The sequence below is a fragment of the Bacteroides sp. L008 genome (genome assembly GCF_040812255.1).
In the GTDB taxonomy this organism is placed as follows: Bacteria; Bacteroidota; Bacteroidia; order Bacteroidales; family Bacteroidaceae; genus Bacteroides; species Bacteroides vicugnae.
This window is the reverse complement of the sequence record NZ_JBFNXO010000001.1, coordinates 4,878,541-4,898,175: the sequence shown is the minus strand read 5'-3', so window position 1 is coordinate 4,898,175 and position 19,635 is coordinate 4,878,541. Positions and strand designations below refer to the sequence as shown.

At 43.6% G+C, this 19,635-nt stretch carries 14 protein-coding genes; 2 read left to right on the top strand and 12 right to left on the bottom strand.

Translation table 11 applies throughout. The features are described 5' to 3' along the window. Positions 1-17: 17 nt before the first annotated feature. The 3 genes from AB3G73_RS18910 to AB3G73_RS18900 form a co-directional block, all read right to left on the bottom strand. Positions 18-1,559 (bottom strand): DUF5723 family protein, encoded by a 1,542-nt coding sequence (locus tag AB3G73_RS18910; protein WP_008649185.1) that lies wholly within the window; start codon positions 1,557-1,559, stop codon positions 18-20. Positions 1,560-1,739: 180 nt separating this feature from the next. Then, positions 1,740-2,342: a ribonuclease HII gene (locus tag AB3G73_RS18905; protein WP_074558286.1), complete on the bottom strand. Its 603-nt coding sequence runs from the start codon at positions 2,340-2,342 to the stop codon at positions 1,740-1,742. 90 nt (positions 2,343-2,432) lie between these two features. Further along, the gene (locus AB3G73_RS18900) at positions 2,433-4,637 is read right to left on the bottom strand and encodes a sodium-translocating pyrophosphatase (protein ID WP_234131640.1); all 2,205 of its coding nucleotides are present in this window, start codon (positions 4,635-4,637) and stop codon (positions 2,433-2,435) included. A 321-nt stretch (positions 4,638-4,958) separates the two neighbouring features. Here AB3G73_RS18900 and AB3G73_RS18895 point away from each other — a divergent pair, with 321 nt between their 5' ends. Further along, a complete protein-coding gene (locus AB3G73_RS18895) occupies positions 4,959-7,148 on the top strand; it encodes an alpha-galactosidase (RefSeq protein ID WP_367745366.1) in 2,190 nt (729 codons plus the stop codon). Between the two features lie 376 nt (positions 7,149-7,524). On the opposite strand, the gene AB3G73_RS18890 is transcribed toward AB3G73_RS18895, so the two are convergent. The 8 genes from AB3G73_RS18890 to rimP form a co-directional block, all read right to left on the bottom strand. After that, positions 7,525-8,736, bottom strand: a complete 1,212-nt coding sequence (locus AB3G73_RS18890; protein WP_195648974.1) for an aminotransferase class V-fold PLP-dependent enzyme — start codon at positions 8,734-8,736, stop codon at positions 7,525-7,527. Positions 8,737-8,755: 19 nt separating this feature from the next. After that, positions 8,756-10,099: a Fe-S cluster assembly protein SufD gene (gene sufD, locus AB3G73_RS18885; RefSeq protein WP_004298250.1), complete on the bottom strand. Its 1,344-nt coding sequence runs from the start codon at positions 10,097-10,099 to the stop codon at positions 8,756-8,758. Between the two features lie 96 nt (positions 10,100-10,195). Beyond that, positions 10,196-10,948: a Fe-S cluster assembly ATPase SufC gene (gene sufC, locus AB3G73_RS18880; protein ID WP_004298251.1), complete on the bottom strand. Its 753-nt coding sequence runs from the start codon at positions 10,946-10,948 to the stop codon at positions 10,196-10,198. A gap of 115 nt (positions 10,949-11,063) precedes the next feature. Then, entirely contained in the window at positions 11,064-12,542 is a 1,479-nt protein-coding gene (gene sufB / locus AB3G73_RS18875; protein ID WP_004307399.1) for a Fe-S cluster assembly protein SufB, read from the bottom strand. 1 nt (position 12,543) lies between these two features. Beyond that, positions 12,544-13,077 (bottom strand): CvpA family protein, encoded by a 534-nt coding sequence (locus AB3G73_RS18870; RefSeq protein WP_148364164.1) that lies wholly within the window; start codon positions 13,075-13,077, stop codon positions 12,544-12,546. Positions 13,078-13,189: 112 nt separating this feature from the next. Beyond that, positions 13,190-16,288: a translation initiation factor IF-2 gene (infB, locus tag AB3G73_RS18865; protein WP_195357704.1), complete on the bottom strand. Its 3,099-nt coding sequence runs from the start codon at positions 16,286-16,288 to the stop codon at positions 13,190-13,192. Between the two features lie 113 nt (positions 16,289-16,401). After that, positions 16,402-17,682: a transcription termination factor NusA gene (nusA, locus tag AB3G73_RS18860; protein WP_117932414.1), complete on the bottom strand. Its 1,281-nt coding sequence runs from the start codon at positions 17,680-17,682 to the stop codon at positions 16,402-16,404. A gap of 2 nt (positions 17,683-17,684) precedes the next feature. Then, the gene (gene rimP / locus AB3G73_RS18855) at positions 17,685-18,152 is read right to left on the bottom strand and encodes a ribosome assembly cofactor RimP (RefSeq protein ID WP_148364166.1); all 468 of its coding nucleotides are present in this window, start codon (positions 18,150-18,152) and stop codon (positions 17,685-17,687) included. A gap of 172 nt (positions 18,153-18,324) precedes the next feature. Here rimP and AB3G73_RS18850 point away from each other — a divergent pair, with 172 nt between their 5' ends. Continuing rightward, positions 18,325-18,723 (top strand): hypothetical protein, encoded by a 399-nt coding sequence (locus AB3G73_RS18850; protein ID WP_148364167.1) that lies wholly within the window; start codon positions 18,325-18,327, stop codon positions 18,721-18,723. Between the two features lie 123 nt (positions 18,724-18,846). Here AB3G73_RS18850 and AB3G73_RS18845 read toward each other — a convergent pair whose 3' ends face one another. Next, a complete protein-coding gene (locus tag AB3G73_RS18845; RefSeq protein ID WP_148364168.1) occupies positions 18,847-19,545 on the bottom strand; it encodes a SprT family zinc-dependent metalloprotease in 699 nt (232 codons plus the stop codon). Positions 19,546-19,635 lie beyond the last annotated feature (90 nt).

Sequence of the window (19,635 nt, the reverse complement as noted above, 5' to 3'; positions counted from 1 at the left end):
AGAGAAATTAAAATATCTTATCCTTCTTTATTTGCTTTTCTTCCACCCAACGGAATAGAAACTCCAACGAATCCGTTCACAGAGTTAGAGTTCTTACCTAAGAACATATAGTCAGTTCCAACAAACAGAGGACCTAATTTCAGACCCAGACCGAAAGATTTACCTGCTGACTGGATAGCTGAGTAGCTAAGTGCTACATTGAACCAGCTTTTCGGACGGTAGTTTGCAGAGAATGTTAATTCTGTAAGAGCATCAGGCTGTACAAAACGAGTTGTTGACAATACACCTACTGCTAATTTGTTATTGAAGAATCCATATTCTGCACCTAATACTAGGGTAGAAGCAAGACGAGATTTACGGGACTTGCTTGCTTCTTCCGTTCTAAGTTGCAACATTTCATAGTCAAGTACGTCACCGCCACTAACACGCTCCATATATCCATTAGCATCCGTCTGCAAATCCTTTATGTTATTTTCAATAGCAGTAATACTTCCAGGGATATTATTAGGATCAATACCTGATGTGTAGTCACTTCCCTTCATATCAATGCCTGCTGCTTTAGCATTAGCTATTTGAGTGCTACTTTTCGACCATGATATAAACCCCAAGTCCAAAATAGAAGCAGATACAGTCAGATTATCCATAATCTTGTAAGACGCTCCCAAGTCAATACCGAAGCCGTAACCTGCGATTCCCATGTCTTTGCTCTCAAATTCGAAATCACTAATATAATCCTGTCCATCTTCCTTTTTCAAATTCAATCCTTTGAAAGAACTTTCCAAATGAGCATCTACTGCCAGATTAGCATGGTAGCCCTCAATTTCACTTCTTAACTTCGTAATATCGTCAACACCCAAACTAGATAAATATGCTGGATCCTGTAATTGATTAATACGGGCATCACTAGGCAAATTAGCATTCATCGCAACTTTATTAAGTTTCAACTCCATGTTGCCAATACCCAATAAAGCTTTCACTCTAGCACCAACCGTCAAACGGTTATTAATCTGACGTGAAAGTCCTAAACCAACTTCAGTATAAGCATTGATATTCAATTGCTGACCACTAATATCATAGTTACTATTTCTCCAGTTTTCTTCAACTGTTTCCATCTCATTCAAGAAGGTAAACATATTCTTTGTCAGGTTAGCACCAATATCTGTACGAAGACCAATATTGAATGACCAGAAGTTTTTTCCTTTATACCATCCTGCAGAAAGAATTTCTGTACTGAAGTTTACATTCAGTTTATTATTATCTTTCAGACGATTCATGAAATCCGGTTTAGTGTAGAAATCATCGCCATCATCAATAATGTCAATGATATCCTGATAACCTAACGAAGTAGAACCAACCGTTGCATTGACAGCACCGATCACCGGAAGATTGAAGTAACCTTTAGTCGGTGTTAAAGCCGGATTCAGTTGTTGACGATAGTGAGTACCTTCCATGAAATAGGAAGTACGTAAAAACTGTGCATTTGCAGAAAGAGTGCAAACCAACATAATAAAAAATACCCCAATGAGCTTAGAAGACCATAATAGCTTGTTCGTTGCCATGATTTTAAACTTTTTAATTCTTATTATTGTTCGCAAAGATATAGCATTTCAATAACAAATAAAAGCACTAGGCAACACTTTTTTAGCCTAAACGGAACAATTTCACGGTTATCCGTAACAAAATCGTGCTTATTCTGCAAAAAAATGTAGAAAATATGTGCAAAATGAAATAAAGCGACCTTAGAAGTTCAAAGTCAACTGTCCATCTCCCAACAGGTTGAACGTCATGCGATGGTAAGGAGTAGTGCCACGTTCGGCAATGGCGGCACGATGTTTCTTAGTTGGATAACCTTTATTGTGGTCCCAATCATAATACGGAAATTCTTCGTGAAGGCGGTTCATATAATCGTCTCGATATGTTTTGGCTAAAATAGAAGCTGCTGCTATTGAAAGATATTTCCCGTCTCCTTTCACTACTGTAGTATGAGGAACACCGGGGTATTTAGTGAAACGATTACCGTCGATCAGTAAATGTTGGGGACGGGTGGACAACTGGTCCACTGCACGATGCATCGCCAGAAAAGAAGCCCGCAGGATATTTATTTCATCAATTTCTTCCGGTGACACAATGCCAACCGCCCAAGCAATCGCTTCTTTCTCTATTACCTCACGTAATGCATAACGTTGCTTTTCCGTCAGTTGTTTGGAATCATTCAACAGTTCATTCTTAAAATCCTTCGGAAGAATAACTGCAGCAGCATATACCGCTCCCGCCAAACACCCACGACCGGCCTCATCACATCCGGCCTCAATCAGATTCTCGTTCAAATAAGGTAATAACATATTTATCGCTTCTATTTTGACACAAAGGTAATTCAAATAAGAAAAAGGAGACTTGTTTTGTCTCCTTTTTCTTATTTCTCTTCTGCTTTTTTAGAATAAACTCCAAGCAACAGTAAGTCCTGCCATCACAATGGCGACCATACTCATAAGCTTTATCAAAATATTCAAGCTCGGACCGGAGGTATCTTTAAACGGATCACCTACTGTATCTCCTACTACGGTTGCTTTATGCACTTCACCGCCTTTTCCACCAAAGTTACCTTCTTCCACATATTTCTTTGCGTTATCCCATGCACCTCCGGCGTTAGCCATAAAGATAGCCAATACGAAACCACTGCTCAAGCCACCAATCAGCAGACCGAGTACGCCGGGAACACCAAAGATAAATCCTGTAAGAATCGGAGCAACAATAGCAATCAAGGAAGGAATAACCATCTCACGCTGCGCACCCTTTGTCGATATTTCAACACAACGTTCGTAATCCGGCTCGGCTTCTCCAGTCAGAATACCCTTTATGTCACGGAACTGGCGGCGCACTTCGTCAACCATGTGTCCTGCCGCACGCCCTACTGCATTCATTGTCAAACCACAAAACAGGAAAGCCATCATTGAACCGAGGAACATGCCCGAAAGTACTTTCGGATTCATCAAGTGTACTTCGTAATAATCCATGAAGTCGATAAAAGTGGCATTTGCTACGCTGATAGAACTTCCATCTGCAAAAGTCAGGTCCACATTACCAAGACGTGTCAGACCGATTCGGATTTCTTCAATATAAGAAGCCAGCAAAGCCAAACCTGTCAGTGCAGCGGAACCTATAGCAAAACCTTTTCCCGTGGCGGCAGTTGTATTACCCAATGAATCGAGCGCATCAGTACGTTTGCGAACTTCAGCACCCAGGCCGGACATTTCCGCATTACCTCCCGCATTATCCGCAATCGGCCCGTAAGCATCCGTTGCCAATGTGATACCTAAGGTAGAAAGCATACCGACAGCTGCAATACCGATACCATACAGTCCCATACCGACATTGGCAAAATCACCTGCGGAAGCTAACAAATAGGAAGCTATGATACCGACAACCACTGCGATCACAGGAATAGCCGTTGAAAGCATACCCAAACCAATACCGGAAATAATAACGGTAGCAGGTCCAGTCTTACCGCTTTCACTTAGTTTTTGGGTAGGGCGATAGGATTGGGAAGTGTAATATTCCGTAGAACGTCCGATGACAATACCTACCAACAATCCGACTACTACGGCACAAGAAATCAAAATCCAGTTATCAAGCTGCAAGAACCACAGGATTAAGAATGTAGCTGCAACAATAAGCACGGAGCTAAGGTTCGTACCGAAAGCCAACGAACCGAGCAAATCTTTCATAGTTGCATTCTCTTTAGTACGGACAGCAAATATACCTATAATAGAAAGGATAATACCAACAGCTGCAATCAACATCGGAGCAATAACCGCCTTGAATTGCATCACTGTATCTGCCGAATGGATAAAAGCAGCAGCACCCAGTGCAGCTGTTGCCAGAATCGAGCCACAGTAAGATTCATATAAGTCAGCTCCCATACCGGCTACGTCACCGACATTGTCACCGACATTATCGGCAATGGTGGCAGGATTACGAGGGTCATCTTCCGGAATTCCGGCTTCTACTTTACCTACCAAGTCGGCTCCAACATCGGCTGCCTTCGTATAGATACCACCACCTACACGGGCAAAGAGTGCTTGCGTAGAAGCACCCATACCGAAAGTCAGCATGGTAGTAGTAATTACACAGAGTTTATGAGTAGGTGTCAGCGCATCAGCAGGAATCACTGCATTCAACAACAGATACCAGAAAGATATATCGAGCAATCCCAGACCAACTACAACTAATCCCATCACCGCGCCGCTTCGGAAAGCAATCCTCAACCCTGCATTCAGAGAAGTGCGGGCAGCATTAGCGGTACGAGCCGATGCATAAGTCGCCGTCTTCATCCCTAGAAATCCGGAAAGTCCGGAGAAAAATCCGCCTGTAAGAAAAGCAATGGGAACCCATGCATTCTGTACATGAAAGCCATAGGCCATAATTGAAAACAGAATAACCAACCCCAAGAATACCCAGCCTACTATTTTGTATTGCTGTTTCAGATAAGACATAGCTCCTTTGCGCACAGCAGCAGCTATCTTTATCATTTGGGGTGTACCTTCGCTCTCTTTCATCATTTGCTTATGAAAGTAATAAGCAAAGCAGAGGGCTAACACGGAAGCGACTGGAACCAGCCAGAAAAGAATGTTGTCCATAGGATCAATTTTTAAAGGGTTTACGAAGGCTAAAAGTATGGAAATCAAACGAAATAAGCAAGTAAAAAAGAAAGAATTTATAAAGCTGAATCATTCTATCTTTTATACATCTCTTTAAACAAATGAACATGCTGTGGTTATTTACTTTATCCCTTATTTCCGCACTGGTTATGAACATTTCTATTTCACCACAGAGGACACCGAGTATACAGAGGAAAGAAATAATCTGTGGTGAAATGATTCATTTCTATGCCATTATAATTATCTTTGCGGCATTCTATGCCCACAAACTAACTAATACCTGTTAATTATTAAAAAACCATGAAGAAACTTTTCGTATTACTTATGGCATTGTTTACCCTGGCGCAAGTGGACGCCCAAGAAAAGAACGTTATCCGCATCGCAACGGACAACACTGACTTAATTCTCCAAGTAGCTCCTAACGGACGACTCTACCAGGCTTATCTGGGCGATAAGTTACTGAACGAGAAAGATATCAACAACTTTTCTCCTTACGTAAAAGGAGGAAGTGACGGTAGCGTATCCACCCGCGGATGGGAAGTATATCCGGGCTCCGGCGCCGAAGATTATTTTGAACCGGCTGTAGCCATCACGCACAATGACGGGAACCCGAGTACGATTCTCCGCTATATATCATCCGAGCAGAAGGCAGTGGCGGGCGGAACGGAAATGATTATTCAACTAAAAGACGATCAATACCCGGTGGAAGTCACACTGCATTACATCGCTTATCCGAAAGAAAACGTCATCAAGACGTGGAGTGAAATCAAACATGCAGAAAAAAAGCCTGTGACCTTATGGCGTTATGCTTCCACAATGCTTTATTTCTCCGGAAACGAATATTACCTGACAGAATTTAGCAGCGATTGGGCAAAAGAAGCACAAATGAGCACACAACCTCTGTTGTTTGGTAAAAAGGTGATCGACACCAAACTGGGAAGCCGTGCTGCCATGCACACCCACCCGTTCTTCGAGCTTGGTTTTGAACAACCGGCACAGGAAGCACAGGGACGTACCATGCTAGGTACTATCGGATGGACAGGAAACTTCCAGTTCACTTTCGAAGTGGACAACGTAGGTAATCTCCGTGTAATCCCTGCCATCAATCCTTATGCATCTGATTATGAACTGAAGCCGAATGAAGTGTTTACAACTCCTGAATTCATCTTTACTTTCAGCAACAACGGCACGGGTGAAGCCAGCCGCAACCTTCACGCATGGGCACGCAACTACCAGCTGAAAGACGGACAAGGCGACCGCATGACTTTATTAAACAACTGGGAAAATACTTACTTCAAATTCAATGAGGAACTGCTTGCCGAATTGATGAAAGAAGCTAAACATCTTGGTGTAGATATGTTCTTGTTGGATGACGGCTGGTTTGGCAACAAGCACCCACGCAACAGTGACAATGCCGGACTGGGTGACTGGGAAGTGATGAGATCCAAACTGCCGGGCGGTATTCCTGCTCTTGTACAGTCTGCCAAAAAAGCCGGAGTGAAATTTGGTATCTGGATTGAACCCGAAATGGTCAACCCTAAAAGTGAGTTGTTCGAAAAGCATCCCGACTGGGCTATCCAGCTGCCTAACCGCGAAACATACTATTACCGTAACCAACTGGTACTCGATCTTAGCAATCCGAAAGTACAGGACTTTGTATATGGCGTAGTGGATAAGATCCTGACAGAGAATCCGGAAGTGGCTTTCTTTAAATGGGACTGTAACTCTCCAATTACGAATATTTATTCTCCATATTTAAAAAATAAGCAGGGACAACTTTATATCGACCATGTACGTGGTATATACAATGTATTGAAACGTGTCAAAGACAAATATCCGAACGTGCCAATGATGCTCTGCTCCGGCGGTGGCGCCCGTTGCGACTATGAAGCTCTGAAATATTACACAGAATTCTGGTGCAGCGACAACACAGACCCGATAGAACGTCTGTTTATCCAGTGGGGATTCTCACAAATCTTCCCGGCAAAGGCCATGTGTGCACACGTAACCAGCTGGAACAAGAAGACAAGCGTGAAGTTCCGTACGGATGTGGCAAGTATGTGCAAACTGGGCTTTGACCTCGGACTGAAGGAACTGAATGCAGATGAACAGACTTATTGCCAGAATGCGGTTGCCAACTGGACGCGTCTGAAAAAAGTGATTCTGGACGGCGATCAATACAGACTGGTTTCTCCCTACGATGGCAACCACATGTCCCTCATGTATACCTCACTGGATAAGAACAAAGCTGTACTTTATACCTATGATATCCACCCACGTTTCGGTGAGAAACTGCTCCCGGTAAAACTTCAGGGACTGGATGTGAAGAAAATGTATAAGGTGAAAGAAATCAACCTGATGCCGAATTCCAAATCGAATCTGGCTGCCAATGAGAATACTTATTCAGGAGATTATCTGATGAAAGTGGGGATCAATGCTTTCACGACAAATCAGGCTTTCAGCCGCGTAATTGAGCTGACTGCCGAATAAAAAGAAATGAAGTAATCAATAAAAAAGGGGATTCGCTGTTATGAGCGTTTCCCCTTTCTTTTTACACACAATAATATTCAATTCATCTTCAATCGTAACAGCTGTTTCAATGGTTACAACTATTCCATTAGACGGGGAAGTCCCCTAAAAAAGTTGCAGCTACACCGTATTTTTTTACGATATAGCTGCGATTAATGTTAAAGAGAGAGAATTTATATAATATAAGCATGGTCTCACGACCCTCCTGATATTCAATGAACATTTTGTTTCTTTACTTATTAGACGCACGAAAGTCCCAATCACTGCACTTGACTGCATCTTTTTTTAGTTAAAGAATAAAAAAGCCGCTACTCCGCAGGAATAGCAGCTCATATCTTTAAAACATCTTGCTGACACGTTCAATCCCTGCCACCAATGTGTCTATTTCCGATTTGGTATTGTACATGGCAAACGAAGCACGTACAGTTCCCTCTATGCCAAGACGTTGCATGAGAGGTTGTGCACAATGATGCCCCGTTCTCACGGCAATACCTAAACGATCCAGCAACGTGCCAAGATCGAAATGATGGATATCTCCCACCAAGAAGGAAATGACTGCTCCCCGTTCGGCTGCTTCACCGAATATACGCATATGGGGGATTTCTTTCAAGCGTTGCAAAGCGTAAGTTGTCAGTTCATGCTCATGGGCGGCTATCTGTTCAATACCATGTCCATTCACATAATCAAGGGCTTTTGCCAGTCCGGTAGTTCCGATATAGTCGGGCGTACCGGCTTCAAACTTGAAAGGAAGTTCATTAAAAATGGTCTTCTCGAAAGAGACATGCTGAATCATCTCTCCTCCTCCCTGATAAGGAGGAAGGCGATCTAACCATTCTTCTTTTCCGTAAAGCACTCCGACACCTGTCGGACCATATATCTTATGGGCGGAGAATACCAGAAAATCGGCATCCAACTCCTGTACATCTACTTTCATGTGAGGAATAGACTGTGCAGCATCTATCAGGCAAGGTACACCATGCGCATGAGCTGTTGCGATCATCTCCTTCACCGGATTCACTGTACCCAGTACGTTCGATACATGAACCACACTGACTATTTTCGTACGTTCGGAAAATAGTTTTTCATATTCATCCAGCAGAAGCTCACCTTTATCATTCATCGGAATCACTTTAATGGCAATCCCTTTGCGGGCAGCCAACAGTTGCCAGGGAACGATGTTACTATGATGTTCCATCACGGAAACAATCACTTCATCCCCTTCTTCCATAAACTCGTCGCCAAAGCTGGAAACAAGCAGGTTGATACTTTCTGTTGTTCCGCGTGTAAAGACAACTTCATTCGTGCTACGGGCATTGATGAACTGACGTACCGTTTCACGGGAAGCTTCATGCAGTTCCGTAGCTTGCTGGGAAAGATAATGTACGCCGCGATGCACATTGGCATTGACGGAATAATATTCATCCACCAACGCATCAACCACCAAACGGGGTTTCTGTGTCGTCGCACCGTTGTCGAAATAAACCAAAGGTTTACCGTAAACCGTACGGCTCAATATCGGAAAATCTTCACGTATCTTTTGAATATCCACGTTCATTATTTTTTAGTGGTTACTTACAAATAGCACAACCCTGACATCTATTCAACTCGCCACGGAAACGTTTCTCTACCAATAGATGCAAACGATCTTTCAGCGCTTCCAGACGGATGGTATCGATCACTTCGTTGACAAATGCGAACATTAGCAGCAGACGGGCTTCTTTCTCTGCAATACCACGCGAACGCATGTAGAATAATGCGCCTTCATCCAACTGACCTACTGTTGCTCCATGCGAACATTTCACATCATCCGCATAAATTTCCAATTGAGGTTGTGTATACATTCTTGCATCACGCGTAGCACACAGATTCCGGTTAGTCTGTTGGGAATTCGTATGTTGTGCATCGGGACGCACGAGTACCAATCCGGCAAACGCACCTACCGACTGGTCGTCGAGCACATACTTGAACAGCTCATTGCTGGTACAGTTCGGTACGGCATGGTCAATACTTGTATGATTGTCTACATGCTGGTTCTTGTCGGCAATCGCCATACCACAAAGATTTATTTCGGCTCCTTCTCCTGCCAACAACACTTCGGTCGTGTTGCGGGTAGTACCATTATGCAAAGTCATTCCGTTGAGCAATACATTGCTGTTGGCCTCTTGCTTTACATACAGGTTACTGATACGAACTGTGCTTGTATGTGTTTCTTCCAGTTCATACATATCGAATACCGCATTCTCACCTGCAAACACTTCAATGACTTGTGTCGCCAGAAAGTTCACATTATCCATTGCATGGTCACAAATCAGCAAACGGGCTTGCGCGCCATCCTCCAGAATAATCAGTACGCGACGGTTCACCATAAAGTTAACATCTGCACGCAGGATATTTACCAACTGGATCGTTTTTTCCACCACCACGTTCTTCGGCACATAAAAGACAACGCCATCTTGTGCAAAAGCGGTATTGAAAGCAGTCACACCATCCTTGGAAGTATCTGCCAGTTGACCGTAATACTTCTTCACCAACTCCGGGTGTTGCTCGGCCACTTCTTTCAGGCTGCCGAAAATCACACCTTCCGGCAGATTTCCTGTGGGAAGTGCTCTATTATAAAATGTGTCATTTACCACAAAATACAAGGAGGTACTCATATTCGGCACATCACACTTAAACACCTCATACGGATTGACCGGAATAGCCAAACGATTCAAGTTCAAACCGAAATCCGGTTCAAAGTACTTGCTCACATCCGTATATTTGTACTTCTCCATCTTACGGGTCGGAAATCCGAGTCGCTCAAAATCGGCAAATGCTGATGCACGAGGCGCATTCAGCACTTCGGCACTATGCTTGCAGATCATCGCTTCCGTCTGTGAGAAAAGTTCTATATATTGTTGTTCAACCATCATAGCTTATATTTTTTATTTACAGGCACGGATTACACGGATTTCACAGTTTAAAATACATGAGCAAAACCGCGTTATCCGTGTAATCCGTGCCTAAAATTATTCTCCTACTTCTTTCTTGATCCAATCATATCCTTTTTCTTCCAGTTCCAGAGCAAGTTCCGGTCCGGCAGTTTTTACGATACGACCTTTATAAAGGACATGCACAATATCAGGCTTGATATAATCGAGCAAACGTTGGTAGTGGGTAATAACGATTGTACTTGTTTCAGGAGTTTTCAGCTTGTTCACCCCTTCCGCAACAATACGGAGTGCATCAATATCCAAACCGGAATCTGTCTCATCGAGGATGCTCAAACGCGGTTCCAGCATAGCCATCTGGAAAATCTCGTTCCGTTTCTTCTCACCACCGGAAAAGCCTTCATTCACCGAACGGTTAGCCAGTTTATTATCCAACTCCACCACCGCACGTTTCTCACGCATCAGCTTCAGGAACTCACTGGCGGTCAGTGCAGGCAGACCTTTATATTTGCGTTGCTCATTCACAGCAGCACGCATAAAGTTCACCATGCTCACACCCGGAATTTCTACGGGATACTGGAAACTAAGGAAGATTCCTTCATGGCTACGATCTTCGGGGCTCAACTCCAATAGATCCTTTCCATAAAAAGTGACCGAACCTTTTGTTACCTCAAAAGCCGGATTACCCACCAATACGGAGGAAAGCGTACTTTTACCGGAACCATTCGGTCCCATAATAGCGTGCACCTCACCGGGATTCACCGTCAGGTTAATACCTTTCAATATCTCTTTGCCATTAATACTGGCATGCAGGTCTTTTATTTCTAACATGATTATATTTACTATTTTTTCATTTACTATTTACTATTAAAAACCTATACTACCGACAATTTACCTCCAATAAGCACACAGCCAAATAGTAAATCGTAAATTGTCAAATAGTAAATCACCCCACGCTTCCTTCCAATGAGATGGTAAGCAGCTTCTGTGCTTCTACCGCAAACTCCATCGGAAGTTTATTCAACACTTCCTTTGCATATCCGTTCACAATAAGTCCGATAGCATCTTCTGTCGGAATACCGCGCTGGTTGCAATAGAATATCTGATCTTCACTGATCTTGCTCGTCGTAGCTTCATGCTCTACCACTGCCGTCTCATTGTGAATATCCATATACGGGAAGGTATGTGCACCACACTTATCTCCCAGCAACAGAGAGTCACACTGGCTATAATTACGGGCATTATCCGCTTTCTCGGCCACGCGTACCAACCCACGATAGGAGTTCTCACTATGTCCGGCGGAAATACCTTTACTTACAATCGTACTACGGGTGTTCTTACCCAGATGAATCATCTTCGTTCCGGTATCTGCCTGCTGATAGTTATTCGTTACAGCTACGGAATAGAATTCAGCAGTCGAGTTATCGCCCGTCAGGATACAGGAAGGATATTTCCAGGTGATTGCCGAACCGGTTTCCACTTGTGTCCAGGATAATTTACTGTCCACTCCTTTACAGTTACCGCGTTTGGTCACAAAGTTGTATACACCGCCCTTGCCTTCCGCATCTCCCGGATACCAGTTCTGAACGGTACTGTATTTTACTTCTGCACGGTCGTGCACAATGATCTCAACGATAGCGGCATGCAACTGATTTTCATCCCGCATCGGAGCCGTACATCCTTCCAGATAAGAAACATACGAATCATCATCCGCTACAATCAGCGTACGCTCAAACTGTCCCGTGTTACGGGCATTGATACGGAAATAAGTGGAAAGCTCCATCGGGCAACGTACGCCTTTCGGAATATACACGAAAGAGCCGTCAGAGAACACTGCGGAATTCAACGCTGCAAAGAAATTGTCCCGATAACCTACTACCGAGCCCATATATTTCTTCACCAGATCCGGATGCTCCCGCACGGCTTCACTGAACGAACAGAATATAATCCCTTTCTCCATCAGCGTTTCCTTGAAGGTAGTCTTTACGGAAACAGAGTCCATAACGGCATCCACTGCCATTCCACTAAGAGCCATTTGCTCTTCCAAAGGAATTCCCAGTTTATTAAACGTCTTTATCAGTTCAGGATCGACTTCCTCCATGCTCTTCGGTCCTTCTTTCTTCTTTGTCGGATCGGCATAATAAGAAATTGCCTGATAATCAATTTCAGGGATACGGAGATGTGCCCAGGTAGGCATTTCCAGCGTCAGCCAATGGCGATACGCTTTCAGTCGAAACTCCAGCAACCACTCCGGTTCGTCTTTTTTCGATGAAATCAGACGAATGACATCTTCATTAAGTCCACGCTCAATGATGTCCGTATGCACCTCTGTGGTGAAGCCGTATTTATATTTCTCCTCCGCAAATTTCCGGACAAACTCATTATCAGTCTTCTTTTCAAGTTCGTCTTTCTGATTGGGTTTCATTTTATTGGGTTCTTGTTGCATCTTTATCTTTATTCTCTAATATATATTGTTGCGTCATATTCTTCGCAGCAGGGAAAAAGATCCCCGCAAACGTTTCCATCGGATAATATAACAAAGATTCCTCCTTTTTTGTTGCACTAATTAACTTATTATCGCTGTCCACAAACTCTATCGCACCAATCACTACACTCGTTAACAACAGAAACTTAAGTGCTCCCAGCCCACTTCCTAACCAGCGATTCAGCCAGTTCAGCGAAATAGCCTGCATTGCTTTTGTCAATAGCGAGGCAATCAATACAAAGATCAATGGTACGGCAATCCAGATCATGATAAAAGCCAACACTTGTGCAACTGTCATTGAATCCGTCACTGTCGGGCAAAGCTTCTCCGCCAAAGAGGCATACAGAGCTTTCGCTGCCATCAGACCGACTATCAACCCCAAAATAGAAGCCAACTGACGAATGAAGCCTTTTACAAAACCTACAATCGCTCCGGCGCCTATTACAATAAGGATAATTATATCAATCGTTGCCATATTCTTCTATTCTATGATATAATTCAGGCACGGATTTCACGGATTACACGGATTTATTAAAGAACCGTGAAATCCGCGTAATCCGTGCCTGATATTGATTCAGCACTGCCTATTACAGTGTCTGTTTCACTTCTATTTCTTCGAATGTCTCGATCATATCGCCTACCTTCATGTCGTTGCAGTTCACCAGACTGATACCACACTCGAAGTTTGTACCTACTTCCTTCACATCGTCCTTGAAACGTTTCAATGCGTTGATGTTTCCGGTAAAGATTACGATACCATCGCGGATCAAACGAGCCTTGTCGCTGCGTTTCACCTTTCCGGTCTTCACCATCGCTCCGGCTACCAGACCGACTTTCGTGATATTGAATACTTCGCGGATTTCGATGGTTGCAGTAATCTGTTCCTTTACTTCCGGAGCCAACATACCTTCCATAGCAGCCTTTACCTCTTCGATTGCATCGTAGATGACAGAATACTTACGGATGTCAACACCCTCTTGATCGGCCATCTTACCGGCAGCACCCGAAGGACGTACCTGGAATCCGACAATAATCGCATCCGAAGCGGCAGCCAAAGAAACATCAGATTCAGAAATAGCTCCTACACCCTTATGGATAACATTTACCTGAATTTGTTCCGTAGACAACTTAATCAACGAATCGCTCAATGCTTCCACAGAGCCATCCACGTCACCCTTAACGATGATGTTCAATTCCTGGAAGTTACCCAAAGCAATACGACGACCCAACTCATCCAATGTAAGGATCTTCTGCGTACGCAAACCTTGTTCACGAGCCAGCTGCTCACGTTTATTAGTGATTTCACGAGCTTCCTGATCGCTTTCGACTACATGGAATGTATCACCTGCAGCAGGAGCACCATTCAATCCCAGGATCAATGCCGGTTCGGAAGGTCCTGCTTCCTTGACGCGTTGGTTACGTTCGTTGAACATAGCCTTCACACGTCCGTAGCTGGTTCCCGCCAATACGATGTCTCCCACTTTCAGAGTACCGTTAGATACCAATACAGTAGCTACATATCCACGTCCCTTATCCAGTGAAGATTCGATGATGGACCCCGTAGCATTACGGTTCGGATTTGCCTTCAGGTCGAGCATTTCTGCTTCGAGCAATACTTTTTCCAGCAAGTCTTCCACACCCATACCTTTCTTGGCAGAGATATCTTGTGACTGATATTTACCACCCCATTCTTCAACAAGGTAATTCATCGCAGCCAATTCTTCTTTAATCTTATCCGGATTTGCAGTCGGTTTATCGACCTTATTGATTGCAAATACAATAGGTACACCGGCAGCCATCGCGTGATTGATCGCTTCTTTCGTTTGTGGCATCACGTTATCATCGGCAGCCACAATAATGATAGCAATATCCGTTACTTTGGCACCACGAGCACGCATAGCGGTAAACGCTTCGTGACCCGGAGTATCGAGGAATGTAATACGACGACCGTCTTCCAGTTGCACGTTATAAGCACCGATATGCTGGGTAATACCTCCAGCCTCACCGGCAATTACATTCGCCTTACGGATATAGTCGAGCAAAGAAGTCTTACCGTGGTCAACGTGTCCCATCACCGTTACAATCGGAGCACGCGGTTGCAAATCTTCCGGAGCATCTTCTTCTTCAACAATAGCTTGTGCCACTTCCGCACTTACATATTCAGTCTTGAATCCGAATTCTTCAGCCACCAGATTGATGGTTTCCGCATCCAAACGCTGGTTGATGGAAACCATGATACCAATACTCATACAAGTAGCGATAACCTGATTAACCGAAACATCCATCATCGTTGCCAATTCGTTAGCCGTAACGAACTCGGTCAACTTCAATACCTTGCTGTCTGCCATTTCCTGATCTTCCAGTTCCTGCATACGGTTGGAAGCCATTTCACGTTTCTCTTTACGGTATTTGGACGTTTTATTCTTACCTTTGGTTGTCAGACGTGCAAGGGTTTCTTTTACCTGTTTTGCTACGTCTTCCTCGCTCACTTCCTGTTTGATAACCGGCTTCTTGAAGCGATCTTTATTGTTGTTATTTCTTCTGTTGTTATTTCCCTGTCCGTTGGCCTGACCGCCCTGACCGTTACCATTGCCGCCTTTACCCTGTACATTAGGTCTCGGAGCAGCAAAGTTGGAAGTTGCAACATTGTTAACGTCCACCTTCTCTTTATTGATACGGTTCCGTTTCTTCTTGTTTGCAGCTGCTTCCGCACTGTCCTTAGGTCCGCTCTTCGCCAATTTAGAATCATCCTTACGGATTTCCTTGATGATAGCTTCCTTCATCAACTTCTTCTGATCCTGACGGATTTTTTCCTTTTCTTCACGTTCGCGACGTTTCTCTTCCTTCGATTTCTTCTTGGGGCGAGTAGACTGATTCAATGCAGCCAGGTCGATCTGACCGATCACATTAATCTTCGCGCCTAATTCCGGTTGACGGATTTTGAAAACACCATCATCCTCCGGAGCCTTTTCCGCTACCGGGGTTACTTCAGCCTGTGCAGTTTCCACCTTTTTTTCTTCTTTATGTTCTTCCGCCTTCACAGGTGCAGTTGCTACTACCTTCGGCTCTTCTTTTTTCACTACTTCCACTACTTTTTCAACTTCTACCGGCTTCGTCTCCACTACAGGTTCCGGCACTACTACGGGCTCAACCACCACTGGAGCAGGCTCTACTACAGAAACAGGAGGTGTCACCACCTCTTCCTTCTTCACCTCGGGTTCTTTCTTCTCGGGCTCCTTTTCCACTTCGGGTTTAACGACAGGCCGTTCTACAACAGGTTCTTCCTGTTTCTGTTCCGGTGCTTTCTCCACCTTTTCAGGTTTACGACCGTTCAATTTATCCAAATCAATTTTTCCGACAGGTTTAAACTTCGGACGTGCATCCTCAGGTACGACTGTCTTAATCACATCTTCCGACTTCGGCTTTTCGGGCTGCTTTTCGAAGCCTTCAATCGATACCGACGCCTTATTACGTTCCTTATTCTGACGTTCCTGTATGAAACGCTCCGATTCAAGTCTAAGGTTCTTATCTGTACTAAACTCCTTTACGAGTATAGCGTATTGCTCCTCGCTAATTTTGGTATTAGGATTAGCCTCAACGGTATGCCCTTTCTTTTGCAGGAACTCAACTACCGTCGCGATTCCTACGTTCAAATCTCTTGTAACTTTGTTTAACCTTATCGTCATATTTTAAAATTAATGAATAAATGGAGCTTGTTTAATTGAAAATTGAGAATTGAGAATTAAAAAATAAAAGTCTGCTACATTATGTTGTATCGCAATTTTTTAATTTTTAATTTTTAATTTTCAATTGAAGAAGGATCTTCTTCTTCAAACTCCGATTTCAAAATGCGTATTACCTCGTCCACTGTCTCTTCTTCCAAGTCCGTCTTTTCAATCAACATCTCACGAGGAGCATTCAACACAGCCTTCGCTGTATCGATGCCGATAGCTTTGATAGCGTCGATCACCCATCCGTCGATTTCGTCTCTGAACTCGTCGAGATAGATATCTTCGTCAGCTACATTCTCATCCAACTCACGGAACACGTCGATAGTGTACTCAGTCAACATACTGGCCAGTTTGATATTCAAACCGCCTTTACCGATAGCCAGCGAAACTTCTTCCGGTTTGAGGAATACCTCTGCTTTCTTCTCTTCCTCGTTCAGACGAATAGAAGAAATCTTAGCCGGGCTTAAAGCGCGCTGTATAAACAATGAGATGTTCGATGTGTAATTGATTACGTCGATGTTCTCATTGCGAAGTTCACGAACAATGCCATGAATACGACTTCCCTTTACACCTACACAGGCTCCTACAGGGTCGATTCTGTCATCGTAAGATTCCACCGCAATCTTGGCACGTTCGCCGGGGATACGGGCAATCTTCTTGATGGTAATCAAACCATCATTAATTTCGGGTACTTCCATCTCGAACAGGCGTTGCAGGAAAACGGGAGAAGTACGTGACAAGATAATCTTAGGATTATTATTCTTGTTATCCACGCGGGCAACTACTGCACGGGCCGTCTCACCTTTACGATAAAAGTCGCTCGGGATTTGTTCGGTCTTAGGTAACAGCAATTCGTTTCCTTCATCGTCTAAAAGCAACATCTCTTTTTTCCAGATCTGATATACTTCCGCATTGATGATAGTACCTACCTTATCTATATATTTATTATAAATACTGTCTTTTTCGAGTTCCAGAATCTTGGAAGCCAGCGTCTGGCGAAGATTCAGGATCGCACGACGTCCGAACTTGGCAAAGATCACCTCGTCAGTCACCTCTTCACCTTCTTCGTAAGAAGCATCAATTTTCTGTGCCTCGCTCAACGAGATCTGCATATTCGGGTTAGTCAGATCTTCATCGGCCACAACTTCACGGTTACGCCATATCTCGAAGTCACCCTTGTCCGGGTTCACGATCACGTCGTAATTTTCATCGGTGCCAAACATTTTCGCGATTACGCTACGGAACGACTCTTCGAGTACGCTAACCATCGTCGTTCTATCGATATTCTTCAGTTCCTTAAATTCCGAAAATGTATCAATCAAGCTGATTGTTTCTTCTTTTTTGGCCATAACTATTTAAAGCTAATTAAGTATTTAGTATATTTTATTTGCTCATAAGTGAAGGTTTCGTCCTCTTCTACCAGTTTCGGACGCTTTGATCCTTCGGGTTTTACTTTCTTTTGTACGCCTACCGTAAACTTCTCTTCATCGGCATCTTTCAGTATGCCGGCCAACTTCCGTCCGTCTCCGGTCAGCACTTCCACCTCTTGTCCGATGTGGATATAATACTGTTGCAGAACTTTAAAGGGTTGTCCGATCCCAGCCGACCCTACTTCCAGTTCATAATCTTCCTCTTCGCGGTTCAGTTTCGACTCTATGAAGCGGCTAAGCTCCACGCAATCTTCGATCCAAACACCTTCTGCATGGTCTATTTCAACCACAATCTTGTCATCCGGGCTCACGGTTACCTCTACTAAAAAGTAGTCTTTTCCTTCCAGCCACTCTTCTACAATCTGACAAACAGTTTTCTTTTCTATCATTTATTAGCTATATAAGAACAAAAAAAGGAGCTTAATTGCCCCTCCACCTTTCATCCGTTTTCGGTTGCAAAGATATAAATAATCTGTTCGACTACAAAACATTAAAGAAAAAAAGTATGAATTAACAGTGCTATATTCGTATCTTTACGCCGTAATTCAAAAAATAACGACTATGGCACATCGTCTCAACACAAATAAACAGTTTATGGTAGGTAACGGGCTGCTTGCTTTTGCCGTCATTTTTGTCGTAGTTATTTTTGTCTATATGAGCATGCGACTACAACGGGAAAAGCAGGAAGAACGTCATTTTATCGAGAGCTATACAATCAGTCTGGTAAAGGGGTTTGCCGGAGATTCCATCTCTTTGTTTGTCAATGACAGTCTGATCTCCAACAAAACCATGTCGGAAGAACCTTACACAGTAGAAGTGGGACGTTTTGCCGAACAGAGCGCCTTGCTGATTGTAGATAATAACACAGAATTAGTGTCTACGTTTGATCTTAGTGAAAAAGGAGGGACTTATCAGTTCGAAAAAGAATCAGACGGAATTAAACAATTAGCCAAACAATAAGGGCATATTAACTAAGTTTGTGCCACCACGTTGGCACAACTATGCCATCGCATTGGCACGACTGTGCCAACGTGGTGGCACAAGTGTGACAATACGATGCCACTAATCCGGCAATGAAACATTCTAAATTTCCGTACGGTACTTTCTTAATTCTCCCCTTAAAGCCAATGCTTTTCCTTCTGTAAGCTGATTTAGCAACGCCCAAAATCGTTCGCTATGATTCATCTCACGCGTATGACATAATTCGTGCAACAACACATAGTCTATTAAATGAGAAGGCAGTAAAATCAGATAATAGGATAAATTAATATCTTTTCGAGCCGAACAACTTCCCCACCTGCCTTGACTGGAGTTTATTTTCACACTTGAATAGGGAAGTCCGCATTGCTTGGACAAGGAGGCCAAACGTGAAGGAAGGATACTTTTCGCATTCCGCCTCAACGATTCTTCGATTACCTTATGCAACCAGCTTTGCAGTTTCTCATCCGTAAAATCCGCATGAGGCGGACAAACTATTTCCATAACTCCCAACCGGGAATTAGCCAGAAACTGATCTTTTTCACCGGAAACCAAGGATAGTTTAAAGTGCTCCGCATCAATTTTATAATTCAGATCAATCAACGGCCGGGCTAGTTTTTGTCGGGAGGCCAGAAGTTTACCACGCAGATTCTCGACCGCCTGCTTCACTTCTTTCAATGTAGTGCCGGGAGGAACCGAAACATAAACAGCATCACTCTTTGTACGGAATACAAGACTCCTCGCACGTGAATTGACGCGCACTATCAGACGTCCTAATTCGTCATCTTCTATGATCTTATCCATTATAATCCTCCTATCAACAGGCACAAAAGTAATAAAAAAGAAGATTCTAATGAAAAACTTCGCGGAAGATGCAACTTTATATCAGACTCT

Bases quoted from the DNA above. Each gene is read 5' to 3' on its own strand.
- sufB (WP_004307399.1), bottom strand. From the start codon at position 12,542: ATGAAACCCAATCAGAAAGACGAACTTGAAAAGAAGACTGATAATGAG.
- AB3G73_RS18905 (WP_074558286.1), bottom strand. From the start codon at position 2,342: ATGTTATTACCTTATTTGAACGAGAATCTGATTGAGGCCGGATGTGAT.
- AB3G73_RS18910 (WP_008649185.1), bottom strand. From the start codon at position 1,559: ATGGCAACGAACAAGCTATTATGGTCTTCTAAGCTCATTGGGGTATTT.
- AB3G73_RS18900 (WP_234131640.1), bottom strand. From the start codon at position 4,637: ATGGACAACATTCTTTTCTGGCTGGTTCCAGTCGCTTCCGTGTTAGCC.
- rimP (WP_148364166.1), bottom strand. From the start codon at position 18,152: ATGATAGAAAAGAAAACTGTTTGTCAGATTGTAGAAGAGTGGCTGGAA.
- AB3G73_RS18895 (WP_367745366.1), top strand. From the start codon at position 4,959: ATGAAGAAACTTTTCGTATTACTTATGGCATTGTTTACCCTGGCGCAA.
- AB3G73_RS18850 (WP_148364167.1), top strand. From the start codon at position 18,325: ATGGCACATCGTCTCAACACAAATAAACAGTTTATGGTAGGTAACGGG.
- AB3G73_RS18845 (WP_148364168.1), bottom strand. From the start codon at position 19,545: ATGGATAAGATCATAGAAGATGACGAATTAGGACGTCTGATAGTGCGC.
- nusA (WP_117932414.1), bottom strand. From the start codon at position 17,682: ATGGCCAAAAAAGAAGAAACAATCAGCTTGATTGATACATTTTCGGAA.
- AB3G73_RS18870 (WP_148364164.1), bottom strand. From the start codon at position 13,077: ATGGCAACGATTGATATAATTATCCTTATTGTAATAGGCGCCGGAGCG.
- sufC (WP_004298251.1), bottom strand. From the start codon at position 10,948: ATGTTAGAAATAAAAGACCTGCATGCCAGTATTAATGGCAAAGAGATA.
- sufD (WP_004298250.1), bottom strand. From the start codon at position 10,099: ATGATGGTTGAACAACAATATATAGAACTTTTCTCACAGACGGAAGCG.
- infB (WP_195357704.1), bottom strand. From the start codon at position 16,288: ATGACGATAAGGTTAAACAAAGTTACAAGAGATTTGAACGTAGGAATC.